This window comes from Streptomyces sp. 11-1-2, from assembly GCF_003595545.1.
Classification (GTDB): domain Bacteria; phylum Actinomycetota; class Actinomycetes; order Streptomycetales; family Streptomycetaceae; genus Streptomyces; species Streptomyces hygroscopicus_B.
The window spans coordinates 4384631-4406423 of the sequence record NZ_CP022545.1 but is presented as its reverse complement, the minus strand read 5'-3'; the positions used below and the strand labels follow the sequence as shown (position 1 = coordinate 4406423).

3 protein-coding genes are annotated in these 21793 nt (G+C 73.5%); all 3 read left to right on the top strand.

Annotated elements, in window-relative coordinates; translation table 11 throughout:
• Window positions 1–19: 19 nt before the first annotated feature.
• The 3 genes from CGL27_RS53485 to CGL27_RS18455 all read left to right on the top strand — a co-directional run bounded on the left by CGL27_RS53485 (window position 20) and on the right by CGL27_RS18455 (window position 21779).
• Entirely contained in the window at window positions 20–871 is an 852-nt protein-coding gene (locus CGL27_RS53485; RefSeq protein ID WP_346345787.1) for a beta-ketoacyl reductase, read from the top strand.
• 64 nt (window positions 872–935) lie between these two features.
• A complete protein-coding gene (locus tag CGL27_RS18460; RefSeq protein ID WP_119988549.1) occupies window positions 936–5912 on the top strand; it encodes a type I polyketide synthase in 4977 nt (1658 codons plus the stop codon).
• 261 nt (window positions 5913–6173) lie between these two features.
• On the top strand, window positions 6174–21779 hold the full coding sequence (locus tag CGL27_RS18455) for a type I polyketide synthase (protein WP_119988546.1): 15606 nt from the start codon (window positions 6174–6176) through the stop codon (window positions 21777–21779).
• Window positions 21780–21793: the final 14 nt, after the last annotated feature.

The following is a 21793-nucleotide window of genomic DNA, read 5'->3' as shown; positions in this document are numbered from 1 at the left end:
GCTGTCCCTGGTGTGGGGCATGTGGGCCGAGGAGCGGGGCATGGGCGGCCGGCTGGGCGAGGCCGACCAGCAGCGGGCGGCGCGCGGCGGGGTGCTGCCGCTGTCCGCCGAGGAAGGGCTCGCCCTGTTCGACGCGGCCCACGCCGTGGCCGACGAGGCGGTGCTGGTGCCCGTACGGCTGGAGATGGCGACGCTGCGCGCGGCCGCCGCCACCGGGGAGCTGCTGCCGCTCTACCGCGGCCTGGTGCGCACGCCCGTGCGCCGCGCCGCGACCGGCGGCCCCGCCGCCCCGGAGGCGGTGGCGGACACCGGGGACGGCACCCTGGCCCAGCGGCTGGCCGGGCAGTCGGAGGCCCAGCAGCAGTTGACCGTGCTGGACCTGGTCCGCCGTCAGGTGGCGGCCGTGCTGGGCTATGCCTCGAAGGACCAGGTGGGCGCCGAGCAGGCGTTCAAGGATCTGGGCTTCGACTCGCTGACGGCCGTGGAACTGCGGAACCGGCTGAACGCGGCCACCGGGCTGCGGCTGACGGCCACGCTGGTCTACGACTACCCGACACCGGTGGCGCTCGCGCACCATCTGCGCCAGGAAGTGGCGCCGGAGGCCGACGGCCCCGGAGTGTCCGTACTGGAGGAACTGGAGCGGCTGGAGAACAGCCTGTCCTCGCTGACGCCGGAGGATCTGGCATCGGTGACGGAGGACGAGGCCGCGCATGCGAACATCGCGGTGCGCCTCCAGACGCTGCTCGCGAAGTGGAACGACGTGCGTCGCACCGCGGACGACGCCGGGGCGGACGCCGAGGCGGACGCGTTCGAAGAGGTCAGTGACGACGACCTCTTCGACTTCATCGACAAGAGGTTCGGCAACGGCTGAAGCGCGGCAGCACACCCATCCGAACCCCCCGACGAACCAGAGCATTGCGAATAGGTGAACGTCCATGGCGACTGCGAACGAAGCCAAGCTCCGCGAATATCTGAAGAAGGTCACCACCGACCTCACCGCCGCCCACCGGCGGCTGCAGGAGGTCGACGACCAGGCCCATGAGCCGATCGCCATCGTGGGCATGAGCTGCCGCTTCCCCGGGGGTGTGCGCACCCCCGAGGAGCTGTGGCAGCTCATGGCCTCCGGTGGCGAGGCGCAGACGGAGTTCCCGGCCGACCGCGGCTGGGACCTGCGGAACCTGTTCGACCCGGACCCGGACACCCCGGACACCACCTACACCCGCGAGGGCGGCTTCCTGGGCGACGCCACCCGGTTCGACGCGGCGTTCTTCGGGATCTCGCCGCGTGAGGCCATGGCGATGGACCCGCAGCAGCGGCTGCTGCTGGAGACGTCGTGGGAGGCGTTCGAGCGGGCCGGGATCGACCCCGCGTCCCTGCGCGGCAGCCGGACCGGTGTCTTCGCGGGCATGAACGCCTCCGACTATCTGTCGGTGGCGCTCGACGCCGAGGACGACTTCGGCGGCCACCTCGGCACGGGCAACGCCAGCAGCGTCGTCTCCGGCCGGCTCTCCTACGTCTTCGGCCTCGAGGGCCCGGCCGTCACGGTGGACACGGCCTGCTCCGCGTCGCTGGTGGCGCTGCACCTGGCCGTCCAGTCGCTGCGGCTGGGCGAATGCTCGCTCGCCCTGGCGGGCGGCGTCCATGTGATGTCCACCCCCGGTCTGTTCATCGAGTTCAGCCGCCAGCGCGGGCTGTCGCAGGACGGCCGCTGCAAGGCGTTCGCGGCGGACGCCGACGGCTTCGGCCCGGCCGAGGGCGTGGGCGTCCTGCTGCTGGAGCGGCTCTCGGAGGCCCGTCGCCGGGGCCACAAGGTGCTGGCCGTGGTGCGCGGCTCCGCCGTCAACCAGGACGGCGCGTCCAACGGGCTGACCGCGCCCAACGGCCCCTCCCAGCGGCGCGTCATCCAGCAGGCGCTGGCCAACGCCCGGCTGTCCGGCGGCGATGTGGACGTCGTCGAGGCCCACGGCACGGGCACCTCGCTGGGCGACCCGATCGAGGCGCAGGCGCTGCTGGCCACCTACGGCCAGGACCGGCCCGAGGAACTGCCCCTGCTGCTCGGATCGGTGAAGTCCAACATCGGCCACACCCAGGGCGCCGCGGGCATCGCCGGGGTGATGAAGATGGTGCTGGCGATGGAGCACGGGGTGGTGCCCGAGTCGCTGCACATCGCCGAGCCGTCCCCGCACATCGACTGGGCGGCGGGGAAGGTCGCCCTGGTCAGGTCGGCCACGCCGTGGCCCGAGACCGGTCGCCCGCGCCGTGCGGGCATCTCCTCCTTCGGCTTCAGCGGCACCAACGCGCACACCATCATCGAGCAGGCCCCCGCCGAGGAGCCGGGCCCGGTCGAGCTGGTGTCCAAGCAGCCGGGTGTGCTGCCGTGGGTGCTCTCCGGCAAGAGCGAGGCGGCGCTGCGCGCCCAGGCGCGGCGGCTGCTGGACCGGCTCCACGACGAACCGGCGCTGCGCCCGGTGGACATCGGCCTGTCGCTGGCCACCACCCGCGCCGCGCTGGACCACCGCGGTGTGGTCCAGGGCCGGGACCGCGAGGAGCTGATGGCCGGGCTGAACGCCCTCGCCGACGGCGGCATGGCGGCCGGTGTGGAACGGGGCACGGTGGTCGCCGGGCAGACGGCGTTCGTCTTCCCCGGACAGGGGTCCCAGTGGGTGCGGATGGGCGTGGGGCTGATGGACGCCTCACCCGTCTTCGCGGCCCATATCGAGGAGTGTGCCGCGGCGCTGGCGGAGTTCACCGACTGGTCGTTGGTGGAGGTGCTGCGCGGCGCCGAGGGCGCGCCGTCGCTGGACCGGGTGGATGTGGTCCAGCCGGTGCTGTTCGCGGTGATGGTGTCCCTGGCCGAGCTGTGGCGTTCGCTGGGGGTCGTCCCGTCCGCCGTGATCGGCCACTCGCAGGGCGAGATCGCCGCCGCGTACGTGGCGGGGATTCTGTCGCTGAAGGACGCGGCGCGGGTGGTGGCGCTGCGCAGTCAGGCGATTGGCCGGGTGCTGGCGGGCAAGGGCGGCATGGTGTCGGTCGCGCTTCCGGTGGCGGACGTGCGCGAGCGCATCGCGCCGTGGGGCGAGGAGCGCATCTCCATCGCGGCGGTCAACGGGCCGTCCTCGGTGGTCGTCTCCGGCGAGCCGACCGCGCTGGACGAGTTGCTGGCGTCCTGTGAGGCCGATGAGGTGCGGGCGCGCCGGGTGCCGGTGGACTACGCCTCGCATTCGGCGCAGGTCGAGTTGCTCCGTGAGGAGCTGCTGGAGCTGCTGGCCCCGGTGCAGCCGAAGAGCGCCCAGGTGCCGTTCCTGTCGACGGTGACGGGGGAGTGGGTCGAGGGTTCCGAGCTGGACGCGGAGTACTGGTTCACCAACCTGCGTCGCACGGTTGAGCTGGAGGGCGCGGTCCGGCGGCTGCTGGACGAGGGCTTCGGTGTGTTCATCGAGTCCAGCGCGCACCCCGTGCTGACGATGGGTGTGCAGGAGACGGCCGAGGACGCCGGTGTGGACGCGGCCGCGATCGGGTCGCTGCGCCGTGACGAGGGCGGCCAGGACCGCTTCTGGGCCTCCGTCGGCGAGGCGTGGTCGCGCGGGGTGAGCGTCGACTGGGAGGCCGTGTTCGACGGCACCGGCGCCCGCCGTATCGAGCTGCCCACGTACGCCTTCCAGCAGCAGCGCTACTGGCCCGAGGCCGCGCCCGAGCGGGCCGCCGGGAAGACCGGACACGACCCCGTGGAGGCGAAGTTCTGGGCCGCCGTGGAGGCCGAGGACTGGCAGACCCTGGCCACCGAGCTGACGGTCGACGGCGATCAGCCCATGAGCGCCGTCCTGCCCGCCCTGGCCACGTGGCGCAAGCAGGCCCGTGAGCAGTCCACGGTGGACGGCTGGCGCTACCGCGTCACGTGGAAGCCGCTCGCCGAGGAGCGGTCCGCGCGGCTGTCCGGCGGCTGGCTCGTCGTCGCCCCGGCCGCCGAGGACACCTGGACCGACGCCGTGGCCGGTGTGCTCGCCGAACGCGGCGCCGACGTACGGCGGATCGCCGTGGACACCGGCACCGACGGCCGGGACGAGCTGGCCGAGCGGCTGCGCACCGCGCTCGCCGAAGCCGAGGGCGGTTCGTTCGCCGGGGTGGTGTCGCTGCTGGCCCCGGCCGAGGGCGCGCGCCCCGGGCACGCCTCGCTGCCCGCCGGAACGGCCGCCCAGCTCGCGCTGATCCAGGCCCTGGGCGACGCCGGAATCGGCGCGCCGCTGTGGTGCCTGACGAACGGCGCCGTCTCCGTCGGTGGCGCGGACCGGCCGGCCGCCCCCGAGCAGGCGCTCGTCTGGGGCCTTGGCCGGGTGGCCGCGCTGGAGCACCTGGAGCGCTGGGGCGGTCTGATCGACCTGCCCGAAACGCCCGACGAGCGCGCCCTGACCCGGCTGGTGGGCCTCCTCGCGTCCGACGGCGACGACGACCAGGCCGCGATCCGCGCCACGGGCGTCTTCGTGCCCCGCCTGGTGCGCGCCCCGCTGGCCGACACCTCCGCCGTACGGTCCTGGAAGCCGACCGGCACCACGCTGGTCACCGGTGGTACGGGACGGCTCGGCGCGCAGGTCGCCCGGTGGCTGGCCCGCAACGGCGCCGACCACCTGGTGCTGGCGAGCCTCAGGGGCCAGGACGCCCCCGGGGCCGTCGAGCTGGAGGCCGAGCTGACCGGGCTCGGCGCCAAGGTCACCCTCGCCGCCTGCGATGTGACCGACCGCGCGGCGCTCGCCGAGACCCTCGCGGCCATCCCGGCCGACCAGCCGCTGACCGCCGTCGTGCACACCGCCGCGGTCATCGAGGACGGGGTGATCGAGGGGCTGACCCCGGATCAGGTCGAGCGGGTGCTGCGGCTCAAGGTGGACGCCACGCGCCATCTGCACGAGCTCACCCGGGACCTGGAGCTGACCGCGTTCGTGCTGTGCTCGCACTTCTCCGCCACGTTCGGCGCACCCGGCCAGGGCAACCAGGCGCCCGGCAACGCCTTCCTGCACTCCTTCGCCGAGCAGCGCCGCGCGGACGGGCTGCCCGCCACCACGCTGACCTTCGGTCCGTGGGGCGACGGCGCCACGGTGGACGGCGCGGTCGGCGACCGGATGCGCCGCCACGGCATCAACGAGATGGCGCCGGAACCGGCCACCGCCACCCTCCAGCACGCGCTGGACCGGGACGAGACCGCGCTGACCGTCATCGACATGGACTGGCGGCGCTTCACCCTCGCCTTCACCGCCGACCGGTCGCGTCCGCTGCTGCACGACCTGCCCGAGGCCCGCGAGGTCGTCGAGGAAATGGCGACCGCCGAGGCCGACGGCGGCGGCGCGGCCGCCGGGGCGGCCCTGGCCGGGCAGCTCGCGGCGCTGCCGGAGACCGAGCGGGAGCGGGTGCTGCTGGATCTGGTGCGCAGCGCGGTGGCCGCCGTGCTGGGCCACTCCGGCGCCCAGGCGATCGAGGCGGGCCGGGCCTTCAAGGAGCTTGGCTTCGACTCGCTGACAGCCGTCGAACTCCGCAACCGGCTCGGCGCCGCGAGCGGGCTGAAGCTGCCCCCGAGCCTGATCTTCGACCACCCGACCCCGGCCGCCGTGGCCGCCTATCTGCGGGCCGGGATCGCGCCCGACGAGGCGGCCGACGGCACCGCGGTGCTCGAAGAACTCGACAAGCTGGAGACCGCGCTCACCGGCACCGCGCCCGACAACATCACCCGGGCCCGGATCACCATGCGCCTGCAGTCGCTGATGGCGAAGTGGAACGAGTCGGACGGCACGGCGGTCACCGCCGAACCCGCCACCACGGCGGCGCCGGAGCGTCCGGCGAAGGACACGGTCGACGCCGAGCAGCTCCAGTCGGCCAGCGACGAAGAGCTCTTCGCATTCATCAACAAGGGTCTCGGAAGGGCATGACGAGAATTCTGCTATTGACGTCGTTCTCGATATCGGACAGGATTTTCCATACCCTTCAATAGAGTTGCCGAATACCGGTTGCCCCCTATCGCTCCTTGGGTCTCCAGGGGGTCGTAGGGGGCATCTAGGGGTTGTTGTGAGGGTTAGTTCGCATATAGCCTCTCAGCGAGAAGTCGACTGATTTGGTTGTTGGTTACCGGCTCCCCTGTTGAGGATCTGTGGAGCATTTCCGATGCCGTCTGCCGTAATTGGATTGCGTAAATGGCGAATGAAGAGACGCTGCGGGACTACCTCAAGCTGGTAACGGCGGATCTGCACCAGACTCGCCTCCGCCTGCAAGAGGCCGAGGCGAAGAACCACGACCCCATCGCGATCGTGGGGATCGGCTGCCGTTATCCCGGGGGCGTTCAGTCGCCCGAGGACCTGTGGCGCATCGTCAGCGAGGGCGTCGACGCGGTCAGCGAGTTCCCGCTGGACCGCGGGTGGAATGTCGACACGATGTACCACCCGGACCCGGACCACCCCGGCACCAGCTATGTGCACGAGGGCGGATTCGTCGACGGCATAGCCGATTTCGACCCGTCGCTGTTCGGCATCAGCCCGCGAGAAGCGCTCGGCATGGACCCGCAGCAGCGGATGCTGCTGGAGACGTCCTGGGAGGCGTTCGAGCGGGCCGGAATCGACCCGGTCGCGGTGCGCGGCCGGCAGATCGGCGTCTTCGTCGGCACCAGCAATCACGATTACCTGGGCGCGATCCTCAGTTCCAACGAGAACTTCGAGGGCTATTTCGGCACCGGTAACGCCGCGAGCGTCGCCTCCGGCCGTCTTTCCTACACCTTCGGTTTCGAGGGCCCGGCCGTCACCGTCGACACCGCCTGCTCCTCCTCGCTCGTGGCGCTCCACCTCGCCGTCCAGGCCCTGCGCAACGGCGAATGCTCGCTCGCGCTCGCCGGCGGCGCGACCCTCATGTGCGCGCCCGGCGTCTTCGTCGACTACAGCAAGATGCGCGGACTGGCCCTCGACGGCCGCTCCAAGCCCTTCGCCCCGGAGGCCGACGGCTTCTGCCTGGGCGAAGGCGTCGGCATGCTGCTCGTCGAGCGGCTGTCGGACGCCCAGCGCAAGGGCCACCCGGTCCTCGCCGTGGTCCGCGGCTCCGCCGTCAACCAGGACGGTGCCAGCAACGGCCTCACCTCGCCCAACGGCCCCTCGCAGCAGCGCGTCATCCTCCAGGCACTGGCCAACGCCCGCCTCAGCCCCGACCAGGTCGACGCCGTCGAGGCCCACGGCACCGGCACCGCCCTCGGCGACCCCATCGAGGCCCAGGCGCTGCTCGCCACCTACGGCCAGGACCGGCCCGAGGGCAAACCGCTGCTCATCGGCTCCATCAAGTCCAACATCGGCCACGCCCAGGCGGGCGCCGGTGTCGGCGGCGTCATCAAGATGGTCATGGCGATGCGGCACGGTGTGCTGCCCAAGACCCTCCACCTCACCGAGCCCACCCCGCACGTCGACTGGACGGCCGGGGACGTCGAACTGCTCACCGCCACCACCGAATGGCCCCAGGACCCCGAGGGCGCGACCCCGCGCCGCGCGGGCATCTCGTCGTTCGGCATGAGCGGCACCAATGTGCACACCATCCTCGAGGAGCCCCCGGCCCTCGCCGCCCCCGCCGAGAGCGGCGGCCCGGAGCCGGAGCGGGCCGAACCGCCCCTGGTCCCGGTCGTGCTCTCCGGCAAGGACGAGCAGGCGCTGCGGGCCCAGGCCCTCCGGCTGCGCACCCATCTGACCGCCCGCCCCGGCCACCGCCTCGCCGACCTCGGCTACTCCCAGGCCGTCACCCGTGCCGCCCTCGACCGCCGCGCCGTGGTCCTCGCGGCCGATCACGACGAGCTGCTCGCGGGCCTCGACGCGCTCGCCGAAGGCCGCCACCACCCCGAGCTGGCCGAGGGGCTGGCCGCCGAGGGCAAGGTCGCGTTCCTCTTCACCGGCCAGGGCAGCCAGCGGCTCGGCATGGGCCGTGAGCTGTACGAGACCTACCCGGTGTTCGCCGAGGCGCTGGACGCGGTCTGCGCCCAGCTCGACCGGTTCCTCGACCGGCCGCTGAAGGACGTGCTGTTCGGCGACGACGCCGCCACGCTCGACCGGACCGGCTTCACCCAGCCCGCGCTGTTCGCCGTCGAGGTGGCCCTCTTCCGCCTCGTCGAATCCTGGGGGCTGCGCCCCGACTTCCTCGCCGGCCACTCCATCGGCGAGCTCACCGCCGCCCATGTCGCCGGGGTGCTGTCGCTCACCCACGCCTCCGCTCTGGTGGCCGCGCGCAGCCAGCTCATGCAGCAACTCCCCGCCGGTGGCGCGATGATCGCGGTGCAGGCGTCGGAGGACGAGGTCACGCCGCTGCTCAACGAGCGGGTGTCGATCGCCGCGCTCAACGGGCCCACTTCGGTCGTCATCGCGGGTGACGAGGACGCGGCGCTTGAGATCGCCGCGTCGTTCGAGGCGCGGGGCCGTAAGACCAAGCGGCTCACCGTCAGCCACGCGTTCCACTCCCCGCACATGGACGGGATGCTGGAGAACTTCCGTCAGGTCGCCGAGCGGCTGACCTACGAGGCTCCGAAGATCCCGATCGTCTCCAACCTCACCGGCACCCTGGTGAACGCCGACGAGATCACCACGCCCGACTTCTGGGTCCGCCACGTCCGCGAGGCCGTCCGCTTCCTCGACGGCGTCCGCCGCCTCGAGGACCACGGCGTGACCACCTTCGTCGAACTGGGCCCCGACGGGGTGCTCTCCGCCATGGCCCAGGAGTGCGTGACCGGCGGCAAGAACCGCACGTTCGCGTTCCTGCCCGCCCTGCGCTCCGGCCGCCCCGAGGCCCGCACCCTCGGCCACGCGCTCGCCCAGGCCCAGGTCCGCGGCGTGCCCGTGGACTGGGCCAGGTACTACGCGGGCACCGGCGCCCGCCGCGTCGAGCTGCCCACCTACGCCTTCCAGCGGCAGCGCTACTGGCCCGCCAACCCCTTCTCGTACGGCCCCGACCCCGCCGAAGCCGAAGCCGCCGCCCCGGCCGTGGCCGACGCCCGGTTCTGGGAGGTCGTGCACAGCGAGGACCTGGCCGCCCTGGTCGACACCCTCGGCCTCGACGGCGACCAGCCCCTCAGCGAGGTGCTGCCCGTCCTGTCCGCGTGGCGCCGGCGAAGCCACGTCGACACCACCGTCGACGGCTGGCGCTACCGCATCACCTGGACACCGCTGCCGCAGACCCAGGACAAGCCGCTCACCGGCACCTGGCTCGTGATCACCCCCGAGGCGCGCGCGGAGGACCCCTGGGTGGCCGAGTCGCTGCGGCTGCTGGCCGAACGCGGCGTCACGGTCCACGAGATCGCGGTCGACGGCACCACCGCCGACCGCGCCGCCCTCGCCGAGCGGATCCGCACGGCCCTGACCCCGGACCCGGCGCGGGAGACCGGCGGGGTCCCGCACACCGACGGTGTGCTCTCCCTGCTCGGCCTGGACGAGCGCCCGCACGACCGGCACCCCTCCCTCACCGCCGGACTCGCGGGGACCCTCACCCTCGTCCAGGCCCTCGGTGACGCCGAGGTCGACGCCCCGCTGTGGGCCGCCACCCGCGGCGCGGTCTCCGTCGGCCGCTCCGACCGGCTCACCAGCCCCGACCAGGCCCAGATCTGGGGCCTGGGCCGCACCGCCGCCCTCGAACACCCCGAGCGCTGGGGCGGTCTGATCGACCTGCCCGAGACCGCCGACGACCGCGCCCTCGGGCGGCTCGCCGACATCCTCGCCGGACCCGAGGGCATCAGCGGCGAGGACCACCTCGCGATCCGCCCGCAGGGCATCCACGTCCGCCGGCTGGCCCGCGCACCGCACCACGAGACCACCGGCGACGGCTGGAGCACCCACGGCACCGCGCTGATCACCGGCGGCACCGGAGCCCTCGGCGGCCACGTCGGCCGCTGGCTCGTGGCCCACGGCGCCCAGCACATCCTGCTCACCAGCCGCCGCGGCCCCGACGCCCCCGGCGCCGCCGAGCTGTGCGACGAACTCACCGCCCTCGGCGCCCAGGTGACCATCGCCGCCTGCGACGTCGCCGACCGCGCCGCCCTCGCCGAGCTGCTGGCGACCGTCCCCGCGGACCTTCCGCTGACCACGGTCGTGCACGCCGCCGGAGTACTGGACGACGGTGTCCTCGACGCCCAGACCCCGCGGCGGATGGCCGATGTGCTGCGCGCCAAGGCCGACGCCGCCCGCCATCTGCACGAACTCACCCGCGGCCTCGACCTGTCCGCCTTCGTGCTCTTCTCCTCCATGGCCGCCACCTTCGGCGCCGCGGGCCAGGCCAACTACGTGGCCGCCAACGCCTACCTGGACGCGCTCGCCGAACAGCGCCGCGCCGAGGGCCTGCCCGCCACCTCGATGGCCTGGGGCGCCTGGGCCGACGGCGGCATGGCCACCGACGAGCTGGTGGCCGAGCGGCTCCGGCAGTCCGGGCTGCCCGCCCTCGCCCCCGAACCGGCGACCGCCGCCCTGGGCGCCGCGCTCGACCTCGACGAGACCTTCTCCCTCGTCGTCGACATCGAATGGGACCGCTTCGCGCCCGGCCTCTCCGGCCACCGCCCGAACCCGCTGCTCACCGAGCTCTCCGAGGCGCGCCGCGCGATCGAGGCGGCGCGCACCGCCACCGGCGGCCCCGCCATCCCCGGCCAGCCCACCTCGCTGGCCCAGCGGCTGACGGACGCCGGGACCGACGAGGAACGCGACCAGATCGCCCTGGACTTCGTCCGCACCCAGGTGGCCGTCGTCCTCGGCCACCCCGGACCGGACTCGGTGGAGCCCAGCCGCGCCTTCCGCGACCTCGGCTTCGACTCGCTGACCGCCGTCGAGATCCGCAACCTGCTGTCCACCCTCACCGGGCTGAAGCTGCCCGCCACCATCATCTTCGACTACCCCACCCCGATCGCCCTCGCCGACCATCTGCAGGCCGAACTCATCGGCTCGCGCCCGGCGGTGACCGGTGCGTCGTCGGTGGGCGTGGCCCTGGACGACGACCCGATCGCGATCGTCGGCATGAGCTGCCGCTTCCCCGGTGGTGTGCGCTCGCCCGAGGAGCTGTGGCGGCTGCTGGCGTCCGGACAGGACGCGGTGGTCGACTTCCCCGCCGACCGCGGCTGGGACCTGGAGACGCTGTACGACCCGGAGGGCACGGGCGAGCACACCAGCTACGTCCGCGAGGGCGGATTCCTCGCCGACGCCGCCGAGTTCGACCCCGTCTTCTTCGGCATCTCGCCGCGCGAGGCGCTCGCCATGGACCCGCAGCAGCGGCTGCTGCTGGAGACGTCCTGGGAGGCGTTCGAGCGGGCCGGGATCGACCCGACGACGCTGCGTGGTCAGCAGGTCGGCGTGTTCGCCGGTACCAACGGCCAGGACTATCTGCCCGTCATCCTGTCCGCCCCCGATGGCTCCGAAGGCTTCATGGGGACGGGTAACGCGGCCAGTGTGATGTCGGGTCGGGTGTCGTATGCGCTGGGTCTTGAGGGTCCTGCGGTGACGGTGGATACGGCGTGTTCGTCGTCGTTGGTGGCGTTGCATTGGGCGATTCAGGCGTTGCGTGCGGGTGAGTGCTCGTTGGCGCTGGCCGGTGGTGTGACGGTGATGTCGACGCCGGGTTCGTTCGTGGACTTCAGTCGTCAGCGTGGGCTGGCGGAGGATGGTCGGATCAAGGCGTTCGCGGCCGGTGCGGATGGCACCGGTTGGGGCGAGGGCGTCGGCATGCTGCTCGTGGAGCGGCTGTCCGATGCCCGGAAGAACGGCCACCCGGTGCTGGCGGTCGTGCGTGGCAGCGCGATCAACCAGGATGGTGCGTCCAACGGTCTGACGGCGCCGAATGGTCCCTCGCAGCAGCGGGTGATCCGGCAGGCGCTGGCGGGTGCGGGGCTTTCGGCGTCCGAGGTGGACGCGGTCGAGGCCCACGGCACCGGCACCAAGCTGGGCGACCCGATCGAGGCGCAGGCCCTGCTGGCCACCTACGGCCAGGAGCGCGACGCCGACCAGCCGCTGTGGCTCGGCTCCATCAAGTCCAACTTCGGCCATACGCAGGCCGCGGCCGGTGTCGCCGGTGTGATGAAGATGGTGCTGGCCATCGAGCACGGCCTGCTGCCGCAGACCCTCAACGTCGATGAGCCCACCCCGCACGTGGACTGGTCGGCGGGCGCGGTGTCGCTGCTGACCGAGGCGCGGGAGTGGCCGGAGACCGGCCGTCCGCGCCGGGCCGCGGTGTCCTCGTTCGGCATCAGCGGCACCAACGCGCACACCATCATCGAGCAGGCCCCCGCGTACGCGGACGAGACCGAGGACACGGCGCCCGCCGCCGCCCCCCGGTCCGGTGTCCCGGCCGCCTGGGTGCTCTCCGCCAAGTCCCCCGAGGGCCTGCGCGACCAGGCCGTACGGCTCCGCGCCCACCTCGACGAGCGCACCGAACTGGACCTCACCGACGTGGCGTTCACCCTCGCCACGCGCCGTACCGCCTTCGAGGAGCGCGCGGCGCTCGTCGCCGAGGACCGGGACGGGCTGCTGTCCGGCCTGGAGGCGCTCGCCGAGGGACGTACGGCGGCCGGGCTCGTTCAGGGCTCGGTGGCCGGTGGCAAGGTGGCGTTCCTCTTCACCGGCCAGGGCAGCCAGCGGCTCGGGATGGGCCGTGAGCTGTACGACACCTTCCCGGCGTTCGCGAACGCCCTGGACGAGGTGTGTGCCCACCTGGACACGCATCTGGAACGGCCGCTGCGGGATGTGCTGTTCGGCGACGACGCCGAGGCGCTGGACCGGACCGGTTTCACCCAGCCCGCGCTGTTCGCGGTCGAGGTGGCGCTGTTCCGCCTGGTCGAGGCATGGGGCCTGAAGGCGGACTTCCTCTCCGGGCATTCGATCGGTGAGCTGGCCGCCGCGCATGTGGCCGGTGTGCTGTCGCTCGCGGATGCGGCGAAGCTGGTGGCCGCGCGTGGCCGCCTGATGCAGGAGCTTCCGGCCGGTGGCGCGATGATCGCGGTGCAGGCGTCGGAGGACGAGGTGCTGCCGCTGCTCACCGACCGTGTGTCGATGGCCGCGCTCAACGGGCCGACGTCGGTGGTCATCGCGGGTGATGAGGACGAGGCTGTCGCGATTGCGGCGGGCTTCGAGGCGCAGGGTCGGAAGACCAAGCGGCTCACGGTCAGCCACGCGTTCCACTCCCCGCGCATGGACGGGATGCTGGACGCCTTCCGTGAGGTGGCCGAGGGCCTGACGTACGAGGCCCCGCGCATCCCCATCGTGTCCAACCTGACCGGGAACGTCGTCTCCACCGAGGAGATCACCAGCCCCGGCTTCTGGGTGCGCCACGTGCGCGAGGCCGTCCGTTTCCTCGACGGCGTCCGCACGTTGGAAGCCCAGGGCGTCACCACCTTCGTGGAGTTGGGCCCCGACGGTGTCCTCACCGCCATGGCCCAGGACTGTGTGACCGGCGAGGACGCCGCGTTCGCCGCCGTGCTCCGCAAGGACCGTCCCGAGGCCGAAGCGCTGCTGTCGGCCGTCGCGCGGGCGCATGTGCGTGGGGCGGCGGTGGACTGGGCGGCGTACTACGCCCGAACGGGCGCCGCTCAGGTCGAGCTGCCCACCTATGCCTTCCAGCGGCAGCGCTACTGGCCGAAGGTCTCGTCGCTGTTCCTGGGCGATGTGGCCGCGGTCGGGCTGGGCGAGGCCGAGCATCCGCTGCTCGGCGCCAGCGCCGAACTGCCGGACGCGGACGGGATGCTGTTCACCGGGCGGCTGGCGCTCTCGACTCATCCGTGGCTCGCGGGCCACACCATCCTGGACACCGTGCTGCTGCCCGGCACCGCGTTCGTGGAGCTGGCGATCCGCGCCGGTGACCAGGTCGGCTGTGACTACCTCGAAGAGCTGACCCTCGAAGCACCGCTGGTCCTGCCCGCGCAGGGCGGTGTCCAGCTACGGCTGTCGGTCGGCGCGGCCGACGAGACGGGCCGCCGTCCGCTGTCGCTGCACTCCCGGCTGGAGAGCCTGCCCGCCGAGGAGCCGTGGACCCGGCACGCCGCCGGTGTCCTGGCGTCCGGAGGCCGTCCGGAGGCGTCGTTCGAGCTGACCGCATGGCCCCCGGCGGACGCGGCCGAGGTGGAGCTGGACGGCCGCTACGAGGGCCTGCTGGACATCGGTTTCGCCTACGGCCCCGCGTTCCAGGGGCTGCGCAGGGCGTGGCAGCGCGGTGGCGAGGTGTTCGCCGAGGTGGCGCTGGACGAGGACACGGCCGAGGAGGCCGCCGCGTTCGGGCTGCACCCGGCGCTGCTGGACTCCGCCCTGCACGCCATCGGCCTGGCCGGTCTGGGCAACACGGGCGGGGAAGGGCGGCTGCCGTTCGCCTGGACCGGTGTGTCGCTGTACGCGAGCGGCGCCTCGGCGCTGCGCGTGCGGCTGGCCCCCGCGGGCGCCGAGGGCGTCCGGCTGGAGATCGCTGACACCACCGGTGCGCCGGTCGCGGCCGTCGAGACGCTCGGGCTGCGCCCCGTCTCGGCCGAGCAGCTGCGGAGCGCGCGCACGTCCTACCACGAGTCGCTGTTCCACCTGGAGTGGGCGACGCCGTCCGGGCTCGCCGACACGGCCGGGGCGGAGGTGCCGGCCGACGGCCGGTGGGCGGTGCTGGGCGCCGATCCGCTCGGGCTCGGGACCACGGCGTACGGAGACCTCGCGACCCTGGCCGATGCGGTCGCCGCGGGCACGGCGCCCGCGCCCGAGTACGTCGTCGTGTCGCCGTCCGCCGAGACCGGTGAGCGGGTGGCCCGTGCGGCGCACCGCGCCGCCACCGCGGCGCTCGACGCCGTCCAGCGGTGGCTGGACGAGGAGCGGTTCGGGGACGCCCCGCTGGTCGTGGTGACCCGTGGCGCGGTGGCCGTCGAGGCCGACGAGCCGGTGGCGGATCTGGCCGGTGCGGCCGTGTGGGGTCTGCTGCGCTCGGCGCAGTCGGAGAACCCGGGCCGGTTCGTACTGGTGGACACCGATGGCCGGGACGAGTCGCTGCGTGCCCTGCCCGCCGCCCTGGCCTCGGACGAGCCGCAGCTGGCGATCCGCGCGGGCGCGGTGTCCGTGCCGCGGCTGGCGCGGGTGGCCGTGGAGCCGGAGCGGGACGACGCCCGTGGCCTCGACCCCGAGGGCACGGTGCTGGTGACCGGTGCGTCCGGTTCGCTGGGTGGTCTGGTGGCCCGGCATCTGGTGGCGGAGCGTGGCGTACGGCAGCTCCTGTTGGTGAGCCGTCGTGGCGACCAGGCTCCTGGTGCTGCTGAACTCGGGGCCGAGCTGGCCGAGTTGGGTGCGAGCGTGCGCTGGTCGGCGTGTGATGTGGCGGACCGGGACGCGCTCGCCGCGACCCTGGCGGCCATCCCCGCCGAGCATCCGCTGACCGCCGTCGTGCACACGGCCGGTGTGCTGGACGACGGTGTGATCGGCTCGCTGACGCCCGAGCGCGTCGACCACGTCATGCGTCCGAAGGTGGACGCGGCGTGGAATCTGCACGAGCTGACCCGCGACCTGGACCTGACGGCCTTCGTGCTGTTCTCGTCCTCCTCCGGTGTGTTCGGCGGCCCGGGCCAGGGCAACTACGCCGCGTCCAACGTCTTCCTGGACTCCCTCGCCCAGCACCGCGCCGCCCAGGGTCTGCCCGCCACCGCGCTGGCGTGGGGCCTGTGGGCCGGGGCCGGTATGGGCAGCACCCTGGACGAGGCCGACATCGCCCGGATGCGGCGCGCCGGACTGCCGCCGCTGCCGGTGGCGGAGGGCCTCGCGCTGCTCGACACCGCGCTGATCGTCCGCGAGGCGTCGCTGGTGCCGATGCGCGTGGACATCGCGGCCCTGCGCACCCTGGCCGCCAGTGGCGCGGTCTCGCCCCTGTTCCGCGGTCTGGTGCGGATCCCGGCGCGGCGCGCGGTGGACGCGGTCGCGGCGGGCGGCGAGACCGGTCTTGCCGGACGGCTCACCGGACTGTCCGAGCCCGAGCAGGAGCGGCTGCTGCTGGACCTGGTCCGCGGCCAGGTGGCCACCGTGCTCGGCTACGCCGGTGCGGAGACCATCGGTTCGGGCCGGGCGTTCAAGGAGCTGGGCTTCGACTCCCTGACCGCCGTCGAGCTGCGCAACCAGCTCAACACGGTCACCGGGCTGCGGCTGCCCGCCACGCTCATCTTCGACTACCCGGACCCGCAGGTCCTGGCCCGCCATCTGCGCACCGAGCTCGTCGGCACGCGGACCCCGGCGGTGCACACCCCGGTGCCGGTCGTGGCCGCCACCGACGACGAGCCGATCGCCATCGTGGCGATGAGCTGCCGCTACCCCGGCGGGGTCACCACCCCCGAGGAGCTGTGGCAGTTGCTCGCCGCGGGCGAGGACGGCATCTCCCGCTTCCCCGACAACCGCGGCTGGGACCTCGAGGCGCTCTACGACCCGGACCCGGAGACCCAGGGCACCTCCTACGCCCGCGAGGGCGGATTCCTGCACGACGCCGCCGAGTTCGACCCGGCGTTCTTCGGGATCTCGCCGCGCGAGGCCCTTGCCATGGACCCGCAGCAGCGGCTGCTGCTGGAGACCTCCTGGGAGGCGTTCGAGCGCGCCGGTATCGACCCGCTGTCGGTGCGCGGCAGCAGGACCGGTGTGTTCGCGGGCGTCATGTACCACGACTACGGGTCCCGGCTGCACGCCGTCCCGAACGAGGTCGAGGGCTATCTCGGCACCGGCAGCTCCAGCAGTGTGGTGTCCGGCCGGGTGGCGTACACCTTCGGTCTGGAGGGCCCGGCCGTCACGGTCGACACGGCCTGCTCGTCGTCGCTGGTCGCGCTGCACCTCGCGGCGCAGGCGCTGCGTCAGGGCGAATGCTCGCTGGCGCTGGCCGGCGGTGTCACGGTGATGTTCACCCCGGGTACGTTCATCGACTTCAGCCGCCAGCGCGGACTGGCCAGGGATGGCCGCTGCAAGTCCTTCGCGGCCGCCGCCGACGGCACCGGCTGGGGCGAGGGCGCGGGCATGCTGCTGCTGGAGCGGCTGTCGGACGCCCGCCGCAACGGCCATGAGGTGCTGGCGATCGTGCGCGGCAGCGCCGTCAACCAGGACGGCGCGTCCAACGGTCTGACCGCGCCCAACGGCCCGTCCCAGCAGCGCGTCATCCGCCAGGCGCTGGCCAACGCCCGTCTGACCACCGGTGAGGTGGACGTGGTCGAGGCGCACGGCACCGGTACGACGCTCGGTGACCCGATCGAGGCGCAGGCGCTGCTGGCCACCTACGGCCAGGACCGGGACGCGGAGCGGCCGCTGTGGCTGGGCTCCGTCAAGTCCAACCTGGGCCACACCCAGGCGGCCTCCGGTGTCGCCGGAATCATCAAAATGGTGCTGTCGATGCGGCACGGTGTGCTGCCGCGCACCCTGCACGTGGACGAGCCGTCGCCGCATGTGGACTGGTCGGCGGGCGCGGTGTCGCTGCTCACCGAGCAGTTGGAGTGGCCGGAGACCGGCCGCCCGCGCCGCGCCGCGGTGTCCTCGTTCGGCATCAGCGGCACCAACGCCCACGCCATCATCGAGCAGCCGCCCGCCCCCGAGCCGAGCGAGCCCGCGGCGGAGCCCGAGGCCCTGCCGTATGTGCCCGTGCTGCTGTCGGCCCGCACCGAGGACGGTGTGCGGGCGCAGGCGCGGCGGCTGCGGTCGCGGATCGCCGCCGAACCCCGGGCCGCCCTCACCGACCTGGGCTTCTCGCTCGCGACGACCCGCGCCGCGCTCGAACACCGCGTCGCCCTGGTCTCCGAAGGCCACGACGACGCGCTGGGCGCGCTCGACGCGCTGGCGCGCGGTGACCACCCGGCGCAGGCGCTGCGCGGTGTCGCCACCGAGGGCAAGGTGGCGTTCCTCTTCACCGGCCAGGGCAGCCAGCGGCTCGGCATGGGCCGTGAGCTGTACCGGACGTTCCCGCGCTTCGCGCAGGCGCTGGACGAGGTGTGCGCGCATCTGGACGGGCATCTGGAGCGGCCGCTGCGGGAGGTGCTGTTCGGCGACGACGCCGAGGCGCTGGACCAGACCGGTTTCACCCAGCCCGCGCTGTTCGCCATCGAGGTGGCGCTGTTCCGGCTGGTCGAGGCGTGGGGCCTGAAGGCGGACTACGTGTCCGGCCACTCCATCGGCGAACTGGCCGCCGCGCATGTGGCGGGTGTGTTCTCGCTCGCCGACGCCTCCGTGCTGGTCGCGGCCCGTGGCCGCCTCATGCAGGAGCTGCCCGCCGGCGGCGCGATGATCGCTCTCCAGGCAGCCGAGGACGAGGTGGCGCCGCTGCTCACCGACCGCGTGAGCATCGCCGCCCTCAACGGCCCGAACTCCGTGGTCATCGCGGGTGACGAGGACGCGGCGACGCGGATCGCGGCGGACTTCGAGGCGCGGGGTCGCAAGACCAAGCGGCTCACGGTCAGCCATGCCTTCCACTCGCCGCACATGGACCCGATGCTCGCGGACTTCCGCAAGCTGGCCGCGTGCCTGACCTACAACGCCCCGAAGATCCCACTGGTGTCCTGCCTCACCGGCACCGTGGCCTCCGCCGATGAGATCCGCCTGCCGGAGTTCTGGGTGCGCCATGTCCGGGAGTCCGTCCGCTTCGCCGACGGGGTCCGCACCCTGCGCGACCAGGGTGTGACCACCTTCGTGGAGCTCGGCCCGGACGGGGTGCTCTCCGCGATGGGCGAGGACTGCCTCGCCGACACGGAGACCGGGACCGAAGCGGAGGCCGGCACCGCGGCGGTGTTCGTCCCCACCCTGCGCGGTGGCCGCCCCGAGGCCCAGGCGCTCGCCACCGCCCTCGCCCACGCCCACGTCCGCGGCGCCGCCCCGGACTGGGCGGCGGTCTACGCCGGGCGCGGCGCCCGCCGCGTGGAGCTGCCCACCTACGCCTTCCAGCGCCAGCGCTACTGGCTCGACGTGGGCATCTCCGTCGAGGACGTGATCTCCGCGGGCCTCGGCACGGCCGACCATCCGCTGCTGGGCGCGGCGGTGGAACTCCCCGACACCGGCGGCTTCGTGTTCACCGGGCGGCTGTCGCTGCTGACCCACCCATGGCTGGCCGACCACGCCGTCATGGACACCGTGCTGCTGCCCGGCACCGCCTTCGTCGAACTCGCGCTGCGGGCCGGCCACGAGGCGGGCTGTGACACGGTCGAGGAGCTGACCCTCCAGGCGCCGCTGGTCCTGCCCGAACAGGGCGCCGTACAACTGCGGCTGGAGCTCGCGGCGGCCGACGAGACCGGGCGCCGCTCGCTGACCCTGCACTCCCGCCGGGAGGACGTCCCCGCCGACGAGCCGTGGATCCGCCACGCCACCGGCTTCCTCGCCCCGGGCGAGCAGGCGACCGACACCGAGCAGGTGGACCTGGGCGTATGGCCTCCGGCCGACGCGACGGCCCTCGCCACCGAGGAGTTCTACGAGGGCGCGGCCACCGCCGGACTCGGCTACGGCCCGGTCTTCCAGGGGCTGCACACCGCCTGGCGGCGCGGCGACGAGCTGTTCGCCGAGATCCGGCTGCCCCAGGGCTTCGAGCCCGAGGCCGCCGCGTACGGGGTGCATCCGGCGCTGCTGGACGCCGCCCTGCACACGCTCGGCCTCGACCCGGAGGGCGAGGAGAACGAAGGGGCGCGGCTGCCGTTCGCCTGGACCGGCGTACGGCTGTACGCCGGGGGCGCCGCATCGCTGCGCGTACGGCTGCGGCCCGGCGCCGACGGGGTGTCGCTGCACCTCGCCGACGGCACCGGCGCCGCCGTCGCCACCATCGACGGCCTGGTGCTGCGCCCGCTCTCGACCGAGCAGCTCGACGCCTCGCGCGCCGCACACCACGAGTCGCTGTTCCGCCCCGAGTGGGCGGCCCTGTCCGCGTCCGCCACCGACATCCCGCTCGGCGAGCGCTGGGTGACCCTCGGAGCCGCCACCGGCTTCACGGCCACCGGCTTTACCGTCGCGGGCGAGCGGCTGGACGACTACGCGGACCTCGCGGCACTCGCCACCGCGCTCGACGGCGGCGCGTCCGCCCCCGACGTGGTCGTGGCACCCCTCACCGCCACCGGCGGCGCGGCGTCCCTGCCCGACACCGCGAGGGCCGTCGCCCGGAACACCCTGGACCTGGTCCAGAACTGGCTGAACGACCAGCGGTTCGCCGACACCCGCCTCGTCCTCGTCACCCGTGGCGCGGTCGCGGCGGCCCCCGGCGAGGACATCGCCGACCTGGCCCACACCACCGCCTGGGGCCTGGTCAAGTCCGCGCAGTCGGAGAACCCCGGCCGCTTCGTCCTGGTCGACCTCGACGGCACCGACGCCTCCCAGCGGGCCCTGCCGTCGGTGCTCGCCACCGACGAACCGCAGCTCGCCCTGCGCTCCGGCACCGGCCACGCCTACCGGCTCGCCCGGGTCCCGGCCCGGCCGGACACCCCCGAGCCGACTGGACTCGGCGACCCGGACGGCACCGTGCTGCTGAGCGGCGCCACCGGCGCGCTCGGCGGACTCTTCGCCCGCCACCTGGTGGCGGAGCGCGGGGTGCGGCGTCTGCTGCTGGTGAGCCGCCGTGGTGGCCAGGCCCCGGGCGCGGCCGAACTCGCCGCCGAACTGGGCGAGATGGGCGCCGAGGCCACCTGGGCGGCCTGTGACACCGCCGACCGGGGCGCCCTGGCCGCCACCCTCTCGGCGATCCCGGCAGCGCATCCGCTGACCGCCGTGGTGCACACCGCGGGCGTCCTGGACGACGGCGTGATCAGCTCGCTGACCGGTGAGCGGATCGACACCGTGCTGCGCCCCAAGGTGGACGCGGCGTGGAACCTCCACGAGCTGACCCGCGACCTCGACCTGGCCGCGTTCGTGCTCTTCTCCTCGGCCGCCGGTGCCTTCGGCAGCTCGGGACAGGGAAACTACGCCGCGGCCAACACCTTCCTGGACGCACTCGCCCAGCACCGCCATGCCCAGGGCCTGCCCGCGAGCTCGCTCGCCTGGGGCCTGTGGGCGGCGGCCGACGGCATGGCCGGAAGCCTCGACGCCTCCGATGTGACCCGCATCTCGCGCGGTGGCTTCGCGGCGCTCCCGCAGGACGAGGGCCTGGCCCTGTTCGACCTGTCGGGCACCCTGCCCGAGGCAGTGCTCGTCCCGATCCGCATCGACTCGGGCGCGCTGCGCGGCCAGGCCGCCGCCGGGCTGCTGCCGCCGCTGCTGCGCGGCCTGGTCCGCACCCCCGTACGGCGCTCCGCCGACACCGGGACCACCGGTGCCGGGGCCCTGGCCGACTCCGGCGCGGGCTCGCTCGCCGAACGGCTCTCCGGGCTCTCGGAGACCGAACGCGACCGGGAGCTGCTGGAAGTCGTCCGCAGCCATGTGGCCGCCGTCCTCGGCTACGCCACCCCGGACGACGTGGACGCCGGCCGAGGCTTCCTCGACCTCGGCTTCGACTCGCTCACCGCCGTGGATCTGCGCAACCGACTGGGGGCCGCCGCCGGGCTGCGCCTGCCGGTCACGCTGATCTTCGACTACCCGACGCCCACCGCGCTCGCCGGATATCTGCGCGAGGAGCTGAGCTTGGACGGCGCCGCCGGCGCGGCCGGACACCCGCCCGTACACGCGGAACTCGACAAGCTCGAGGCGATCCTCGCCACGATCGCCCCGGACGACATCGAGCGCCCCGGCATCACCACCCGCCTGCGCGACCTCCTGTCGAAGTGGAATGAAACGCAAAGTGCTACGGACAGCACCGCAGAAGACCGTGAAATCCAGTCCGCTACGGCAGACGAGATCTTCGATCTCCTCGACGACGAGCTCGGGCTCTCCTGACCAGCTCCACAAGA

What these genes read in the sequence shown, in the direction of transcription:
- CGL27_RS53485 (WP_346345787.1), top strand. Translation starts at nt 20, where the DNA reads ATGTGGGCCGAGGAGCGGGGCATGGGCGGCCGGCTGGGCGAGGCCGAC.
- CGL27_RS18460 (WP_119988549.1), top strand. Translation starts at nt 936, where the DNA reads ATGGCGACTGCGAACGAAGCCAAGCTCCGCGAATATCTGAAGAAGGTC.
- CGL27_RS18455 (WP_119988546.1), top strand. Translation starts at nt 6,174, where the DNA reads ATGGCGAATGAAGAGACGCTGCGGGACTACCTCAAGCTGGTAACGGCG.